At 69.3% G+C, this 16,623-nt stretch carries 14 protein-coding genes; 5 read left to right on the forward strand and 9 right to left on the reverse strand.

The window, feature by feature from the left end; all coding sequences use genetic code 11:
* Nucleotides 1–35 precede the first annotated feature (35 nt).
* Both ITI46_RS26785 and clpB read right to left on the reverse strand, forming a co-directional pair.
* Nucleotides 36–566 (reverse strand): YbjN domain-containing protein, encoded by a 531-nt coding sequence (locus tag ITI46_RS26785; protein ID WP_209242474.1) that lies wholly within the window; start codon nucleotides 564–566, stop codon nucleotides 36–38.
* A 124-nt stretch (nucleotides 567–690) separates the two neighbouring features.
* A complete protein-coding gene (gene clpB / locus ITI46_RS26790) occupies nucleotides 691–3,318 on the reverse strand; it encodes an ATP-dependent chaperone ClpB (RefSeq protein WP_209242475.1) in 2,628 nt (875 codons plus the stop codon).
* 187 nt (nucleotides 3,319–3,505) lie between these two features.
* Here clpB and ITI46_RS26795 point away from each other — a divergent pair, with 187 nt between their 5' ends.
* The gene (locus tag ITI46_RS26795) at nucleotides 3,506–4,411 is read left to right on the forward strand and encodes a D-alanyl-D-alanine carboxypeptidase family protein (RefSeq protein ID WP_209242476.1); all 906 of its coding nucleotides are present in this window, start codon (nucleotides 3,506–3,508) and stop codon (nucleotides 4,409–4,411) included.
* A gap of 58 nt (nucleotides 4,412–4,469) precedes the next feature.
* Here ITI46_RS26795 and ITI46_RS26800 read toward each other — a convergent pair whose 3' ends face one another.
* Genes ITI46_RS26800 through dnaK form a run of 4 tightly spaced genes read right to left on the reverse strand, consistent with a single transcriptional unit; the run spans nucleotide 4,470 to nucleotide 8,768 of the window.
* Nucleotides 4,470–4,943 carry a heat shock protein transcriptional repressor HspR gene (locus ITI46_RS26800; RefSeq protein WP_307808336.1) on the reverse strand — a complete coding sequence of 158 codons (474 nt, stop codon included), beginning with the start codon at nucleotides 4,941–4,943 and terminating at the stop codon, nucleotides 4,470–4,472.
* Nucleotide 4,944: 1 nt separating this feature from the next.
* Nucleotides 4,945–6,138 carry a molecular chaperone DnaJ gene (dnaJ, locus tag ITI46_RS26805; RefSeq protein WP_209242477.1) on the reverse strand — a complete coding sequence of 398 codons (1,194 nt, stop codon included), beginning with the start codon at nucleotides 6,136–6,138 and terminating at the stop codon, nucleotides 4,945–4,947.
* 27 nt (nucleotides 6,139–6,165) lie between these two features.
* Nucleotides 6,166–6,891 (reverse strand): nucleotide exchange factor GrpE, encoded by a 726-nt coding sequence (grpE, locus tag ITI46_RS26810; RefSeq protein WP_209242478.1) that lies wholly within the window; start codon nucleotides 6,889–6,891, stop codon nucleotides 6,166–6,168.
* Nucleotides 6,888–8,768, reverse strand: a complete 1,881-nt coding sequence (gene dnaK / locus ITI46_RS26815; protein WP_209242479.1) for a molecular chaperone DnaK — start codon at nucleotides 8,766–8,768, stop codon at nucleotides 6,888–6,890. The genes grpE and dnaK overlap by 4 nt, the downstream gene beginning before the upstream one ends.
* Nucleotides 8,769–9,040: 272 nt before the next feature.
* Here dnaK and ITI46_RS26820 point away from each other — a divergent pair, with 272 nt between their 5' ends.
* The 4 genes from ITI46_RS26820 (at nucleotide 9,041) to ITI46_RS26835 (ending at nucleotide 13,292) form a co-directional block, all read left to right on the forward strand.
* Entirely contained in the window at nucleotides 9,041–11,380 is a 2,340-nt protein-coding gene (locus tag ITI46_RS26820) for a (Fe-S)-binding protein (protein WP_209242480.1), read from the forward strand.
* A 245-nt stretch (nucleotides 11,381–11,625) separates the two neighbouring features.
* Nucleotides 11,626–11,778, forward strand: a complete 153-nt coding sequence (locus ITI46_RS26825; protein WP_209242481.1) for a hypothetical protein — start codon at nucleotides 11,626–11,628, stop codon at nucleotides 11,776–11,778.
* The gene (locus tag ITI46_RS26830) at nucleotides 11,772–12,176 is read left to right on the forward strand and encodes an ATP-binding protein (protein WP_209242482.1); all 405 of its coding nucleotides are present in this window, start codon (nucleotides 11,772–11,774) and stop codon (nucleotides 12,174–12,176) included. The genes ITI46_RS26825 and ITI46_RS26830 overlap by 7 nt, the downstream gene beginning before the upstream one ends.
* 159 nt (nucleotides 12,177–12,335) lie before the next feature.
* Nucleotides 12,336–13,292, forward strand: coding sequence for a Yip1 family protein (locus ITI46_RS26835; RefSeq protein ID WP_307808337.1), 957 nt, complete (start codon nucleotides 12,336–12,338; stop codon nucleotides 13,290–13,292).
* A gap of 71 nt (nucleotides 13,293–13,363) precedes the next feature.
* Here ITI46_RS26835 and ITI46_RS26840 read toward each other — a convergent pair whose 3' ends face one another.
* The 3 genes from ITI46_RS26840 to dcd form a co-directional block, all read right to left on the reverse strand.
* Nucleotides 13,364–14,938 (reverse strand): ricin-type beta-trefoil lectin domain protein, encoded by a 1,575-nt coding sequence (locus ITI46_RS26840; RefSeq protein WP_247746642.1) that lies wholly within the window; start codon nucleotides 14,936–14,938, stop codon nucleotides 13,364–13,366.
* Nucleotides 14,939–15,133: 195 nt separating this feature from the next.
* Nucleotides 15,134–15,661, reverse strand: a complete 528-nt coding sequence (locus ITI46_RS26845; RefSeq protein WP_209242484.1) for a phosphoribosyltransferase — start codon at nucleotides 15,659–15,661, stop codon at nucleotides 15,134–15,136.
* 25 nt (nucleotides 15,662–15,686) lie between these two features.
* Nucleotides 15,687–16,262, reverse strand: a complete 576-nt coding sequence (gene dcd, locus ITI46_RS26850; protein WP_209242485.1) for a dCTP deaminase — start codon at nucleotides 16,260–16,262, stop codon at nucleotides 15,687–15,689.
* Nucleotides 16,263–16,623: the final 361 nt, after the last annotated feature.

Here is a 16,623-nt window from a genome sequence, read left to right on the forward strand (position 1 = left end):
GGAATGCGCGGCCGGCCCCTCGGGTGGTTCCGGAGTCAGGCGTCGTCGCCGTCCCCCTCGGAGGAGTCGATGTCCTTCTCCAGGCCGAACTGCTCCACCAGCCACTTGTCGAACTCGATGGACGCACGCACCCAGCTGACCGTGGACGAGACGAAGTGCTCCAGCGAGACACCCGTGCCGACCAGCATCTGCGCCTCGCCGATGAGGCGGACGCTGCCGTCGTCGTGGGTGTGGCTGTAGACCTTCGGCCACAGGGTGCGACGGTTCCAGTCGTCGATCGCCTCGAGGAGCTTGGGCTTGTCCTCGATGGTGTGCGGGCGGTCGTAGAACGTACGGACCGAGAAGACCTGCTGCTCCGCCTCCCCGCGGAACATGAAGTAGGTGCGGAACTCCTCCCACGGCGCCGCGAGGTCTCCCTCGTCGTCGACGACGTACTTCAGCTCCATCTGGTCCAGGAGCTGCTTGACGAGGTCCTGGTCGGGGATGATCGGTCCAGTGGGACCGGACTCCTCCGGCTCCTCGGGCTGGCCCCCGAAGTTCGGGATCGAGGACGGGTCGATGCTCACGTGGGTGTTCCCTTCATACGGCTCCTTCCATCCTCCCGCACCCGCCCCCCGCAATGACAACCCTGCCCGACCGGCGCGCGCCCGCACCCCGTGATCGGCCCGCGCAGCGATGCGGAGCCGCCGCTCAGCCGGCCGCCGCGGCGCCCACCATCAGCCCGTCCCAGCCATCGACATGGTCGACCCGCACGGTGTCGCCGTCCCGCACCTCACCGGCCAGGATCTCCCGCGCGAGCTGGTCGCCGATGGCGGTCTGGACGAGGCGCCGCAGGGGCCGGGCCCCGTAGGCCGGGTCGTTGCCCTCGACGGCGAGCCAGTCCAGCGCGGCGGGGGTGACATCAAGTGTCAGCCGCCGCTCGGAGAGCCGCCGCTGCAGCGCGTCGACCTGGAGCCGGGCGATCCGCCGCAGCTCGTCCCCGGCCAGCGCGGAGAAGACGACCAGGTCGTCCAGCCGGTTGAGGAACTCGGGCCGGAAGGCGGCGCGGACCGCCGCGAGGACCTGCTCGCGCTTCTCCTCCTGCTTCTCCAGGGGGTCCATCAGGAACTGGCTGCCCATGTTGGAGGTGAGGATGAGGATGGTGTTGCGGAAGTCCACCGTGCGGCCCTGGCCGTCGGTGAGCCGGCCGTCGTCCAGCACCTGGAGCAGCACGTCGAAGACCTCGTGGTGGGCCTTCTCCACCTCGTCCAGCAGTACGACGCTGTACGGGCGCCGCCGCACGGCCTCGGTGAGCTGGCCGCCCTCCTCGTAGCCGACGTAGCCGGGCGGGGCTCCCACCAGCCGGGCGACGCTGTGCTTCTCGCCGTACTCGCTCATGTCGATACGGACCATCGCCCGCTCGTCGTCGAAGAGGAAGTCGGCCAGCGCCTTGGCCAGCTCGGTCTTACCGACACCGGTGGGGCCCAGGAACATGAAGGAGCCGGTGGGGCGGTTGGGGTCGGCGATACCGGCCCGGCTGCGGCGTACGGCGTCGGATACGGCACGCACGGCCTCCGTCTGGCCGATCAGCCGCCTGCCGATCTCCTCCTCCATCCGCAGCAGCTTCTGCGTCTCGCCCTCCAGCAGCCGGCCCGCCGGGATGCCGGTCCAGGAGGCGACGACGTCGGCGATGTCGTCCGAGCCGACCTCCTCCTTGACCATCTTGGCGCCCTTGTCCGCCTGCCCTGCGGCGGCCTCCTTCTTGGCCTCTTCCTCCTCCTCGGTGGCCGCGGCCAGCTCGCGTTCGACGGCCGGGATCTCGCCGTAGAGCAGCTTGGAGGCGGTGTCGAAGTCGCCGTCCCGCTGGGCGCGCTCGGCCTGCCCGCGCAGCTCGTCCAGCGTCTCCTTCAGCTCACCGACGCGGTTGAGGCCCTGCTTCTCCTTCTCCCAGCGCGCGGTCAGCCCGCGCAGCTCCTCCTCCTTGTCGGCCAGCTCGCGGCGCAGCCGCTCCAGCCGCTCGACGGAGGCGGGGTCGGTCTCCTTCTCCAGGGCCAGCTCCTCCATCTTGAGCCGGTCGACGGAGCGCTGGAGCTCATCGATCTCCACAGGTGAGGAGTCGATCTCCATCCGGAGCCGGGAGGCCGCCTCGTCCACCAGGTCGATGGCCTTGTCCGGCAGGAAACGGGAGGTGATGTAGCGGTCCGAGAGCGCGGAGGCGGCCACCAGCGCGCTGTCGGAGATCTGCACCTTGTGGTGCGCCTCGTAGCGCCCCTTGAGCCCGCGCAGGATCGCGATGGAGTCCTCCACGGTGGGCTCGGCGACCAGCACCTGCTGGAAGCGGCGCTCCAGCGCGGCGTCCTTCTCGATCCGCTCTCTGTACTCGTCCAGCGTGGTGGCGCCGACCATCCGCAGCTCACCGCGGGCCAGCATCGGCTTGAGCATGTTGCCGGCGTCCATGGCCGAGTCGCCGCCCGCGCCGGCGCCGACGACGGTGTGCAGCTCGTCGATGAAGGTGATGATCTGGCCGTCGCTCTCCTTGATCTCAGAGAGCACGGTCTTGAGCCGCTCCTCGAACTCGCCGCGGTACTTGGCGCCCGCCACCATGGCGCCCAGGTCGAGGGCGACCAGCCGCTTGTTGCGCAGCGACTCGGGCACGTCGCCCTTCACCACGCGCTGGGCCAGCCCCTCGACGACCGCGGTCTTGCCGACGCCGGGCTCGCCGATGAGGACGGGGTTGTTCTTCGTACGGCGGGAGAGCACCTGCACCACGCGGCGGATCTCCTGGTCCCGGCCGATGACCGGGTCCAGCTTGCCCTCGCGGGCCGCGGCGGTCAGGTCGGTGCCGAACTTCTCCAGCGCCTTGTAGGTGCCCTCCGGGTCCGGGTTGGTGATCCGCCTGCTGCCGCGCTGTGCGCTGAAGGCGTCCAGCAGCCTCTTGTCGTCGGCGCCCTGCTGCTTGAGCAGCTCGCCGGTGGGCCCGCCCTTGGCGGCCAGCGCGATCAGCAGGTGCTCGGTGGAGACGAAGCTGTCGCCGAGGTCCTTGGCGCGCTGCGCCGCGTCCGCGATGACGGCGAGCAGCTCGCGGTCGGCCTGCGGCCGGCTGACGGTCTGGCCCTGCACGGTGGGGAGCGCCGCGAGCAGCCGCTCGGCGCCCGAGCGCAGTGCCGCCTGGTCGGCCTCGACGGCCGCGATCAGGTCCTGGATGTTCTCGTTGTCCTCGCCCGTGAGCAGGGCGAGGAGCAGATGGGCCGGGGTGATGTCGGGGTGGCCGTCGGTCACCGCGCGGTCGTTGGCCGCGCTGATCGCGTCCCGGCTCTTGTTGGTCAGCTCCGCGTCCACTTCTCCTGCGCTCCTCCCAGTGCTGTCCGTAGGCGCGTCCCAAGCGCTTGCTACCTACAGCATGCAACAAGTTGAGTCTATTCCGCTCAAGGTAAAAACGTCTACGATCCTTCTTAGTTCCCGGCCGTTTCCGACCCGGGTACCCGCCCAACGAGCCGCACCGAAGCGGCATTTGGAGCTGACAGAAGTGAAGACTGGCATTGCTGGCACCCACCGTGTCGCCACGGTGATGCTCACGACCGGAGCCGTGCTGACGACGGGTGCGCTGGCCGCCCCGGCCGCCATGGCCTCCCCCGACGCCGTCGCGGCGAAGAAGCCGTCCATCACCGCCCGAGGCGGTTACGTGATGAACAGCGGCACAGGGAAGAGCCTCTACACCAAGGCCGCCGACACCCGGCGTTCCACCGGCTCGACCACCAAGATCATGACTGCCCGGGTGGTGCTGGCCCAGAAGAACCTCAATCTGAACCGCAAGGTCACCATCCGTAAGGCGTACAGCGACTACATCGTCCGCAACACCGCGTCCTCGGCGCGGCTGATCGTCGGCGACAAGGTCACCGTCCGCCAGCTGCTCTACGGAATGATGCTGCCCTCCGGCTGCGACGCCGCGTACGCGCTCGCCGACACCTTCGGCAAGGGCAGCACCCGCAAGGCGCGGGTGAAGTCCTTCATCGGGCAGATGAACTCCACCGCCCGCAGCCTCGGCCTGAAGAACACCCACTTCGACTCGTTCGACGGCATCGGCAAGGGCAGCAACTACTCCACTCCGCGCGATCTGACGAAGCTCGCCCGCAACGCGATGAGCTACTCGACGTTCCGGTCGATCGTGCGGACCCGGTCGACCAAGCAGAAGACGGTCACCAAGAGCGGCGGCTACCGCTACATGTCCTGGGCGAACACCAATCCGCTGCTGGGCACCTACTCGGGCGCCCTCGGCGTCAAGACCGGCTCCGGGCCCGAGGCCAAGTACTGCCTCGTCTTCGCCGCCAAGCGCGGCGGCAAAACGGTGATCGGCACCGTCCTGGCCTCCTCCTCTTCGGCGAACCGCACGAAGGACGCCACCAGGCTCCTGTCGTACGGCTTCAAGAAGTAAGGCCCTCACCCCCCTCGGCTGTGGGCGGCGTGCCCCACAACCGAGGGGGTCCCGAGGGTTACTCCCTCGGTTTGGGGCGCCAGACGACCAGGGCGCTGGAGGAGCGCACATCCTCGTACGGCACCAGATCGCGCCGATACGAGGCATGCACCTGCGCCTCCCGCTGCTGCATGGCCGCCGCCGCACCCTCGACCGCCGCGGACAACTCCGCAACCCGCTGCTGCAACGCAGCGACCTGGTTCTCCAGTTCGATGATCCGCTTGATGCCCGCGAGGTTGATTCCCTCGTCCTGGCTGAGCCGCTGCACCTCGCGCAGCTGCTCGATGTCCCGCGCCGAATAGCGGCGGCCCCGCCCGGGCGTGCGGTCGGGCGAGACCAGCCCGAGCCGGTCGTACTGACGCAGGGTCTGCGGATGCAGCCCCGACAACTGGGCGGCGACCGAGATGACGTAGACCGGAGATTCGTCCGTCAGCTCGTACGCCGCAGAGCGCCCAGCCGCAAACGCTCGTCTGCGTCCGTCCCGGCCGTCCACCTCAGTCTCCCTTCGCAGCCTTGAACAACGCGGCCCGCGGATCCTCTCCCGCTGTCGCGTCCCGGTAGGACTCCAGCGAGTCCTTCGCCTTGTCGTCCAGATTCTTGGGCACGGCGACCTCTACTGTCACCAGTAGGTCGCCACGCGTTCCGTCCTTGCGGACCGCGCCCTTGCCCCGCGCCCGCATGGTGCGCCCGGACGGCGTACCCGGCGGGACCTTGAGGGTGACCGGCGGCCCGCCGAGCGTGGGGACCTTCACCTCGCCACCGAGCGCGGCTTCCGGGAAGGTGACCGGCACGGTGACCGTCAGGTTGTCGCCCTTGCGCCCGAAGACCGGGTGCTTGTCGACGTGCACGACGACATACAGATCACCGTTGGGCCCGCCCCGCTCGCCCGGCGCTCCCTTGCCGCGCAGCCGGATGCGCTGCCCGTCGGTGACACCCGCCGGGATCCGCACCTGCATCGTGCGCGAACTGGTCGCCCGCCCAGACCCCTTGCAGGTGTCGCACGGGTCCTGGGCGATCAGGCCGCGCCCCTTGCAGTCCACGCACGGGTCGGTCAGCGAGAAACCGCCGCCCGTGCCGCGCGAGACCTGCCCGGTGCCCACACAGGTGGGGCACACCCGCGGGGTGCCGTTCTTGTCCCCCGTCCCTGCGCAGTCCTTGCACGCGGCGCTGGAGGACATCCGCAGCGGGACCGTGGCCCCGTCCACCGCCTCGGTGAAGCTGAGCGTCACCTCGGACTCGATGTCCTGGCCGCGCCTGGGCTGGGTGCGGGTCCCGGCGCCGCCGCGGTTGAACAGCCCGCCGAAGACATCGCCGAGCCCGCCGCCGAACCCGCCGGGTGACCCGGCACCGCCGCCGCCCTGGCCGCCGCCGAACAGGTCGCTCAGGTCGAAGTTGAACGTTCCGGCACCGCCGGGCCCGCCCGGACCGCCGCCCGGCCTGAAGCCTCCGTTGCCGAAGAGGGTGCGCGCCTCGTCGTACTCCTTGCGCCGCTTGGGGTCGCCGAGCACGTCGTACGCCTCGGAGGCGTCCTTGAAGCGCTCCTCGGCCTTGGGGTCACCGGCGTTGGCGTCGGGGTGGTTCTCCCGGGCCAGCTTGCGGTACGCCTTCTTGATCTCGGCTTCGGTGGCGTCCTTGGGGACGCCGAGGACCTTGTAGTAGTCCTTCTCGATGAAGTCCTTGGTACTCATCCTCGACGTCCCTCCTCCCGTACGCGGTCAGCCCTCGTCCGGGCCACCGTTCTCCTCTTCAGCCGCCGGCGCCTCGGCCCCGGCCTCACCCTTGCCGCCCGCACCGCCTGCGGCACCGGGCTGCGGCTCGGCGACCCCGACCCGTGCGGGACGGATGGTCCGCTCGCCGATTCGGTACCCGGGCTGGAGGATCTGCACGCACGTCGTCTCCGTGACATCCGGAGAGTAGGAGTGCATCAGCGCCTCGTGGACCGTCGGGTCGAAGGGCTCGCCCTCCTTGCCGAACTGCATCAGGCCCATCTTGGCCGCGACCATCTCCAGCGATTCGGCGACCGACTTGAAGCCGCCCACCAGCTCGCCGTGGTCCCGCGCCCTGCCGATGTCGTCCAGCACCGGCAGCAGCTCCGTCAGCAGGTTCGCGACGGCGATCTCCTTGACCGCCGCGCGGTCCCGCTCGACTCTGCGGCGGTAGTTCTGGAACTCCGCCTGGAGCCGCTGCAGATCCTGGGTGCGCTCGTTGAGCGCCTTGCGGGTGGCCTCCAGCTCGCCGGCCGGGCCGGCCGCGGCCTCGCCCTCCAGGGCTGCCGCCTCCGCCTCCTGCGCGCTCACTTCGGCCTCGGTGCCCTGCGCCTCGCCGGACTGTGGCGCCCCACCGGCCGCCTCCTGCTCGGCGGCGGCACGGTCGGCATCGGTCAGCTCACCGGCGTCGGCGGGAACGTCGGGCTCCTGGAAGCCCGCGGTCTCCTCCGTCACGCCGCACCATCCTTCGGCTTCTGGTCCTCGTCGACGATCTCGGCGTCCACGACGTCCTCGTCACCGGCGGAGCCGCCCTCGGGCTTGCCCGCACCCGCGTCCGCCGCGCCGGCACCGCCCTCGGCACCGCCGGCCTGCGCCTGCTGGGCCTCGGCGTAGAGGGCCTGGCCCAGCTTCTGGCTGGTGGCCGCGACCTTCTCGGACGCCTCGCGGATCGCCGCCGTGTCCTCGCCCTTGAGCTTCTCCTTCAGGTCCTCAAGCGCGGACTCGACCTCCGACTTGGTGTCGGCGGGGACCTTCTCCTCGTTGTCCTTGAGGAACTTCTCGGTCGTGTAGACCAGCTGCTCGGCCTGGTTGCGCGTCTCGGCGGCCTCGCGGCGCTTGTGGTCCTCCTCGGCGTACTGCTCCGCCTCGCGCATCATGCGCTCGATGTCCTCCTTGGGGAGGCTGGAGCCGCCGGTGACCTGCATCTTCTGTTCCTTGCCCGTCCCCAGGTCCTTCGCCGAGACGTGCATGATCCCGTTCGCGTCGATGTCGAAGGTGACCTCGATCTGCGGCACATTCCGCGGAGCCGGCGGCAGACCCGTCAGCTCGAACATGCCCAGCTTCTTGTTGTACGCCGCGATCTCCCGCTCACCCTGGAAGACCTGGATCTGCACCGAGGGCTGGTTGTCCTCGGCAGTGGTGAACGTCTCCGAACGCTTGGTCGGAATCGTCGTGTTGCGCTCGATCAGCTTGGTCATGATGCCGCCCTTGGTCTCGATACCGAGCGACAGCGGCGTCACATCCAGCAGCAGGACGTCCTTGACCTCACCCTTGAGCACACCCGCCTGCAGCGACGCGCCGATGGCGACGACCTCGTCCGGGTTCACACCCTTGTTGGCCTCCTTGCCGCCGGTCAGCTCCTTGACGAGCTCCGCGACGGCGGGCATACGGGTGGAGCCACCGACGAGCACCACGTGGTCGATCTCGCCGAGCTGGATGCCCGCGTCCTTGATCACGTTGTGGAACGGCGTCTTGCAGCGCTCCAGCAGGTCCTGGGTCAGCTGCTGGAACTGCGCGCGGGTCAGCTTCTCGTCCAGGTGCAGCGGGCCCTCGGCGGACGCGGTGATGTAGGGCAGGTTGATCGTCGTCTCGGTGGACGAGGACAGCTCGATCTTCGCCTTCTCCGCGGCCTCGCGGAGGCGCTGGAGAGCCATCTTGTCCTTGCCCAGGTCCACACCGTGGCCGGACTGGAACTGCTTGACCAGGTAGTCGACGATCCGCTGGTCCCAGTCGTCACCACCGAGGTGGTTGTCGCCGTTGGTCGCCTTGACCTCGACGACACCGTCGCCGATCTCCAGCAGCGAGACGTCGAACGTACCGCCACCGAGGTCGAAGACCAGGATCGTCTGGTCCTCCTTCTCCAGCCCGTAGGCGAGGGCTGCGGCGGTCGGCTCGTTGACGATCCGCAGCACGTTCAGGCCCGCGATCTCGCCGGCCTCCTTGGTGGCCTGCCGCTCGGCGTCGTTGAAGTACGCCGGCACGGTGATGACCGCGTCGGCCACCTTCTCGCCCAGGTACGACTCGGCGTCCCGCTTCAGCTTCTGCAGCACGAAGGCGCTGATCTGCTGCGGGTTGAACTGCTTGTCGTCGATACCGATGTTCCAGTCGGTACCCATGTGCCGCTTGACCGACCGGATGGTCCGGTCGACGTTGGTGACCGCCTGCCGCTTGGCCACCTCACCGACGAGCACTTCGCCGTTCTTCGCGAAGGCCACGACGGACGGCGTGGTCCTGGCGCCCTCGGCGTTGGTGATGACGGTGGGCTCACCGCCCTCGAGAACACTGACGACGGAGTTCGTCGTACCCAGGTCGATGCCGACCGCACGAGCCATTTCGGGTTCCTCCAGCTTGGTCTTGAGTGAAGCTGACTCAAGAGTGCACGACCGGGGAAATTGCGTCAAGAAGACTGAGTCGGGGCGACTCAAGGTGTGTGATTACAGTACGCGCATGGGTGGCTGCGACGGGACCGGACGGCCCGCCCCCCCAGGGGCGACGCAAATCACCGGGCGGCGCGGTACAGCGATCCCCGACAAGTGGGTAGTCTCGTACGGACTGGATAAGTTACTGCTTAGTAAACGCCGCCTCCGTGCTCCGAGGAGCCGCTATGCAACTCGCCGCGATCGTCGTCACGCTGCTGCTCACCGCGGTCGGCGTTGCGCTGTTCGCCCGCGCCATCGCGCAGATCTACCGCTTCGTCAAGCTGGGAGCGCCGCTCCCCGCGGGCACCCGCAAGGACAGCCCCAAGCAGCGAACGGCCACGCTGGTCAAGGAGTTCCTCGGGCATACGAAGATGAACAAGTGGGGCGTCGTCGGCGTCGCCCACTGGTTCGTCGCGATCGGCTTCCTCACCCTTCCGCCGACGATCATCAACGCCTACGGCCAGCTCTTCCAGGCCGACTGGACGCTGCCGATCGTCGGCGGCTGGCTGCCGTACGAGATGTACATCGACTTCATCGGCACCGCGACCACCGTCGGCATCGCCGTGCTGATGGTGATCCGGCTGCTGAGCCTGCCGTCCCGCGCGGGCCGCAAGTCCCGCTTCGCGGGCTCGAAGATGTGGCAGGGCTACTTCGTCGAGTACGTCATCTTCGTCATCGGCCTCGCCATCCTCATGCTGCGCGGCCTGGAGGGCGCGCTGCACCATGTGGACAGCTACGAGCCCGGCTACTTCCTGTCGTATCCGCTGGTGGCGGCGTACCACGGGCTGGACGTCGGCACGCTGCAGAACCTCGTCTACTTCTGGGCGCTGATCAAGCTCGGCACCACCATGATCTGGATGATCACGGTCGGTCTGAACACCAACATGGGTGTGGCCTGGCACCGCTTCCTGGCCTTCTTCAACATCTGGTTCAAGCGGGACGCACGCGGCGGCACCGCCCTGGGCGAGCTCCAGCCGATGATGTCCGGCGGCAAGGTCATCGACTTCGAGACGGCGCTGGACGACGACAACGAGGAAGAGGTCCGCTTCGGCGCCTCCCAGGTCGAGGACTTCTCCTGGAAGGGCATCCTCGACTTCTCCACCTGCACCGAGTGCGGTCGCTGCCAGTCGCAGTGCCCCGCCTGGAACACCGGCAAGCCGCTCTCCCCGAAGCTGCTGATCATGTCGCTGCGCGACCACGCGTACGCCAAGGCGCCGTATCTGCTGGCAGGCGGCGGCAAGTCGATGGAGGGCGAGGAGAAAGCCACCGAGGAGCAGCTGGCGAACGTCCCGCAGTCCGCGCTGGACGAGGCCGAGCGCCCGCTGGTCGGCACGGCGGAAGAGAACGGCGTCATCGACCCTGACGTGCTGTGGTCCTGCACCACCTGCGGCGCCTGCGTCGAGCAGTGCCCCGTCGACATCGAGCACGTCGACCACATCGTCGACATGCGCCGCTACCAGGTGATGATCGAGAGCGCGTTCCCCTCCGAGGCCGGGACGATGCTCAAGAACCTGGAGAAGAAGGGCAACCCCTGGGGTCTGGCCAAGAAGCAGCGGCTGGAATGGACCAAGGAGCTGCAGCGGGAGGCGGGCTTCGAGGTGCCGATCGTCGGCAAGACGGTCGAGGACCTCACCGAGGTCGAGTACCTGTACTGGGTCGGCTGCGCCGGCGCCCTGGAGGACCGCGCCAAGAAGACCACCAAGGCGTTCGCCGAGCTGCTGCACATCGCCGGCGTCACGTTCGCCATCATGGGCGGCGACGAGAAGTGCACCGGCGACTCGGCCCGCCGTCTGGGCAACGAGTTCCTCTTCCAGCAGCTGGGCGAGGAGAACGTCAGTACGCTGAACGCCGCCTTCGGCGAGGACGATGAGGACCCGGACACGAAGAAGCCCAAGTCGTCCAAGAAGATCGTCGCGACCTGCCCGCACTGCTTCAACACGCTCGCCAACGAGTACCCGCAGCTGGGCGGCCACTACGAGGTCATCCACCACACCCAGCTGCTCCAGCACCTCATCGACGAGGGCAAGCTGGTGCCGGTCACCCCGGTCGGAGGGCTGATCACCTACCACGACCCGTGCTACCTGGGCCGCCACAACAAGGTCTACACCCCGCCGCGCGAGATCATCGGCCGGGTGCCAGGGCTGCGGAACGAGGAGATGCACCGGCACAAGGAGCGCGGCTTCTGCTGCGGCGCCGGCGGCGCCCGTATGTGGATGGAGGAGCGGATCGGCAAGCGCATCAACAACGAGCGCGTGGACGAGGCGCTGTCCCTGAATCCGGACATCATCTCGACGGCCTGCCCGTTCTGCCTCGTCATGCTGACCGACTCGGTCAACGGCAAGAAGGCTGCTTCCGGCAGTGACTCCGCCACGGGTGGCGCTGCCAAGGAGAACCTCCAGGTCGTGGACGTGGCCCAGCTGCTGCTTGACTCGGTCAAGACGCCCGGCGAGCCGCCGGCGGCCGACGGCGAGGCCGAAAAGGACCCCGAGCCGGAGCCCGATCCGGAACCGGAGCCCGCGAAATAGCCACCCGGCCCGCGTCCTCGGTGGCCTGAACCGAGCGCTTCTCCCCGGTCCGCAACGGCCGGTCCCGCACCCACGGGGCCGGTCGTTGCGCGTTTTCCGGCAAGTCGTGGTCAAATGCGATCAGTTACTGCACCACACGAGCCAAACCGCTGTCGCGGTATACCCATTGCAGCGTGCCGGGCCTAGCCTCCTAACCGCGCTTACGCACGCGGCGGAGCGGCTGGAAGGGCGAGGAGGAGCACCAGGTGGCGGACCGCGAGGCCCCGGGTCGTACGGCCCAGGACGGACCGGCCGAAAACGACCGGCCCCCGGGCCGCGACGCGAGCGCGGCCGCCGGCGTCCTGCGTGCCGTACGGGCCCGGCCCCTGCCCGCCGTACGGGAGAGTGCCGGATGCTGACCCCCGAGCTGCTGTGCCGCCTCCGCTTCACCCTGCGTGACCTGCCCAGACTGCGCGCCGAGGTCGAGGCGCGGGCCGCATCGGCGGGGTTGAACGAGCCGCGCAGGGGCGAGTTCGTCGTCGCGGTCGACGCCGTGGCGACCAACGCCGTCGAGCACGCGGGCGGCGGCGGCCAGCTCGTACTGCGGCACCTCGGCGACGAGCTGGAGTGCCAGGTGGCCGACTCGGGCCCCGGCTTCACCGAGGACGTCATCCCGGAACTGCTGCCGGGACTGGACGGTGCCACCAGCGGGCGCGGGCTGTGGCTGGCCAGGCTGGTGACCGACCGGCTCACCGTCGCGGACGCCGCCGGGCAGGGCTCCGTCGTCACCTTCGCCGTCCGCCTCTCGGGGGAGTGAGCCCTCCTCCTCGGTGAGGGCACGGCGGGACCCTCTCCGCCCCAGGTGGGGGCCGCAGCAACCGGTTCCCCTAGGGGATGTCACAGGTCAGCAGCGATGTCCGGCCATCTCGTCCGGCTGTGGCCCGCAGGGCCCGCTGAAGGCGGTACGTTCAATTGCGTGGCTGGTTTCAGAAGCGGACGCGGCCGGGACTCCCGGGGCGCGCAGCAGCATGGGCAGTACCCTCAGCACCCCTCGGGTCCGGCGTACCCGCAGCAGGGCCCCTGGCAGGGCGGCCCGGGGCCCGGTGAGCCGGAGTACTTCGGCGAGCCGCAGGCCCAGCAGCCGCCGCACTACGGAGCGCGGCAACCGGGCCATCCGCAGGGCTGGCACGGGCACGACCCGCAGGCCAACAACCCCGGCCACACCCAGCAGTTCAGCATCAACGACCCGTATGGCCCGGACGGCGGCCCCCACGGCCCAGGCGGTTCCTACGGCCCGGGCGGCGGGCACGGTCCGCAGGGCGGCCAGGACGACTACGGGTACGGCGGCGGCGCCACCTACCACGCGGGCAACTCCCCGGCCCCGCCTTCCGGGCCCCGGCTGCACTGGAAGGAGCTGCTGACCGGCGTCGTCCTGCGGCCCAACGCCACGTTCTGGCAGATGCGGGACTACGCGATGTGGGGCCCCGCGCTGATCGTCACGTTCGTCTACGGGCTGCTGGCGGTCTTCGGCCTCGACAAGGCCCGCGAGGACGTCCTCAACACCACGCTGTCGCAGGCCGTTCCGTATGTGCTGATCACCGGCGTCGCCGTGGTGATCGCCGGGCTCATCCTCGGCGCGGTCACCCATACGCTGGCCCGCCAGTTCGGCGGCGACGGCGCCTGGCAGCCCACGGTCGGGCTCGCCATGCTGATCATGTCGCTGACGGACGCGCCGCGGCTGGTGTTCGCGCTGTTCCTGGGCGGGACGGCCACCCTTGTGCAGGCCATCGGGTGGGCGACCTTGGTGCTCGCCGGGTTCCTGTTCACCTCGATGGTGAGCCGCTCGCACGATCTGCCCTGGCCGAAGGCGCTGGGCGCCTCGGCGATCCAGCTGCTGGCCCTGTTGTTCCTGATCAAGCTGGGCACGCTGTAGGTGCTGCTGCCCCGCCCCTCCCGGGGAACCGGAAGGGGCGGGCTGCCCTGTGTCTCCCTCAGCTGCTTCCCTCAGCTCGCGAACCGCTGTGCCGCCGAGCCGTCGCACGCGGCGAGCTTCGCCCGCGCCTGCGCGTCCGGCAACGTCACACACAGCCCCGCGTCCGAGGCGGGCCGCAGGGTGGCTCCGTTCCGTACGTACTGCTGCGCGGCGGCCCCGGAGCAGTTGCCGAGCTCCAGAGCGGCTCCCGCCTCGACACCGCCCTCGCTCTGCACGCACCGGTCGTGCGTCTGCCCCGCGTAGAGGGCCTTGCCTTCCGCGTCGTACCACCACAGCTGGTTCCGCTTGTCCGCCCCGCACGCCCAGCCGCGTACATCCGTGCCGACCGCGCTGGCGGCGCCGTCGGCGTCCAGACAGCTGCCGGTGGCCTCGTTGCGCAGTGGCTTGAAGACGTCGTCCCAGGCGAGCCGGTACAGCTTCGGCTGCCCCGCACCGGCGGGGTCGGCACAGGACGCCTCGCGTACGCCCTGCTGTCCGGCCTGGTACATCTCGGTGAAGCAGGTGGCGAAGGCGCCGTGCCCGCGCTTGTTCGGATGGAAGGACTGGCGCACCGAGTTGGAGTCGGGCGGGAACGGATTGCTCAGGTCCACATACAGCCCGCGCGCCCAGGGGTTCTCCATGCACACCTCATGGCCGTGGAAGAGGCGTGAGGCGTCCAGATAGCTGGCCCCGGTGCGCTGTGCGACCGCGCGGAGGCCCTTCTCGAACTTCGGCACCGCCGCGTTGCGCCCCCAGGCGGCATCACCGGTGTAACCGACACAGCCACCCATGAGCTTGCCGGGGAACTTGGGGTTGTCCTTGATGTCGGGGCCGATGGGGCTGGGGTAGGCCATCAGAACGAGCTGGTAGTCGCCGTCGGCGTAACCGGCGTCCCGCATCACGGTCTTGAGGTCGCCCACGGTGCGCTCCACCTTCGGCGCGAGCCCGTCGACGCGGGTCTGCCAGCCGGGGTCGTACTTCGGCTCGCACGGCCCCTTCAGGGTGAGGTAGCGGGTGACGCAGTCGGTGATCACCGGCCCGAACTGGAGATCGTCGTTGGCCCCGACGACGAGCATGATCTGCTTCAGCCTGGTGTTGCGCGCCTTGATCGCGAGGCTGTCGCTCTGCACCAGCTCGTCGGCGTACTGCTTGCTGCCGCCGATCCGGACGTTCTCGGTGCTCGCTCCGGAACAGGCCACGTTGTACGTCACGTCGGCGCCGATGCCCGTACGGTGTACGGCCGCCTCGGGTGACCGGTGGCACCAGTTGTCAGGGCCGTTGGTGCCCGGCTCGTACGTGCCGACGCCCTCGCCGGAGATCTCGCTGTCGCCCAGCGAGATGACGCTGGTCCTGCGGTCGGCCATGGGCCGCTCGTCCGGGCTGCCGTAGAGCTTCCGCGCCTCCGCGGCCCGGATCTTCTCCAGCTCCGCCGGCAACGGCGTACTCGCGCTGCTCCCGGCGCTGGCCGCCCCGTGCCCGGCCTCCGTCCCCTTCCCGGCCCCGCTCGGGGGCGCGGCAGCCGCGGCGCCGGCCCCCGCACCCCCGAACACCATGAGCAGAGCTGCCGCGAGCGCTGTCGCGGGTCTCATACGCGCCTCACGCGCCATCAGGTGATCTCCCTACGGCCGGCAACTGTTGTTACCAGCGGTACCTACCCGCAGGTACCGGAGAAGGGAACCACCCGTGCGGGGGTCACGGCACAGCGTCCCGCACCCCGAACCCTTCGCACACCGGGGACTTGACCGCCCTGGACCCGCTCGCAGCCCGGTTACAGATGCCTGTGGGGGCCTGCAGGTCCACCCTCAGGCGTCGAGAACCTGACCCGCACGGCGGACGACGGGCCCCTCGACGGACCACGGAAAATTGATCCACTGGTCCGTCCGCTTCCAGACGTAGTCACACTTCACCAGCGAGTGCGACTTCTCGTAGACCACTGCACTGCGCGCCTCGGCCACATGCTCGGCGCAGAAGTCCTGCACCAGCTTGAGCGTCTTGCCGGTGTCGGCCACGTCGTCGGCGATGAGCACCTTCTTACGGCTGAGGTCGACGACGTTCGGGACGGGAGGCAACATCACCGGCATGGCAAGCGTTTCCCCCACACCGGTATAAAACTCCACATTCATCACATGAAGGTTCTTCACGTCGAGCGCGTAACCGAGCCCGCCCGCCACGAAGAGCCCGCCACGGGCGATCGAGAGGATGATGTCCGGCTCGTACCCGTCGTCGGCCACCTGCTGCGCCAGCTCCCGGATGGCCTGGCCGAAGACGCCGTACGTCAGGTTCTCGCGCTCACTCTCGGGCTCGGGCTCGCGCTCGCGCTCGTCGCTCACAGCGGGCTCTCTCAATCTCTCGGGCTCAGACGTGGGTGCGATGGAAGTTCAGATACGAGCGGGAGGGGGTGGGCCCGCGCTGGTCCTGGTAGCGGGAGCCGTACTGCGCCGACCCGTACGGATACTCGGCGGGAGAGGTCAGCCGGAACATGCACAGCTGGCCGATCTTCATCCCGGGCCACAGCTTCATGGGCAGCGTCGCCACGTTCGAGAGCTCCAGCGTCACATGGCCGGAGAAGCCCGGGTCGATGAACCCCGCGGTGGAATGCGTCAGCAGCCCCAGCCGCCCCAGCGAGCTCTTCCCCTCCAGGCGCGAGGCCACGTCATCCGGCAGCGTGATCACCTCGTACGTGGACGCCAGCACGAACTCCCCGGGGTGCAGGATGAACGGCTCGTCGCCCTCGGCCTCGATCAGCCGCGTCAGATCGGGCTGCTCCACGGCGGGGTCGATGTGCGGGTAACGGTGGTTCTCGAACACCCGGAAGAAACGGTCCAGCCGGACGTCGATACTGGAGGGCTGCACCATGGCCGGATCGTAGGGGTCGATCCGCACCCGGCCGGCATCGATCTCGGCCCGGATGTCCTTGTCTGAGAGAAGCACGGGGCGAGACTACGCGCACGAAGCGGGGCCGGCCCAATCGGACCGGCCCCGCAACGGTGAGGGGGCGCGCAACGGCGCCCCCTCCCAAATCTGTCCGCCCCTCAGCCCTTCCGCTGCCGCCCCACAGGCACCGCCTGCCGCAGCCGCCCGCACCGGGGACAGCGCAACAGCCGCCCGGGCCCGATCCGGGAGGATCCGAGCTGCTGCATCGGGAACGTCGAGGTGCTGAACACATGCCCTTCGGCACACCGGACGACAGTGGATTCCATCGCTTCCCTCTCCCCAGTCACGTGGATGCGTGGACGACAAAAGCCACGTTAGGGGATGAGTCCGACGCCCTCACGCCCGGCACTCCGCCCCC

The sequence above is a fragment of the Streptomyces oryzae genome (assembly GCF_017676365.1).
Classification (GTDB): Bacteria; Actinomycetota; Actinomycetes; order Streptomycetales; family Streptomycetaceae; genus Streptomyces; species Streptomyces oryzae.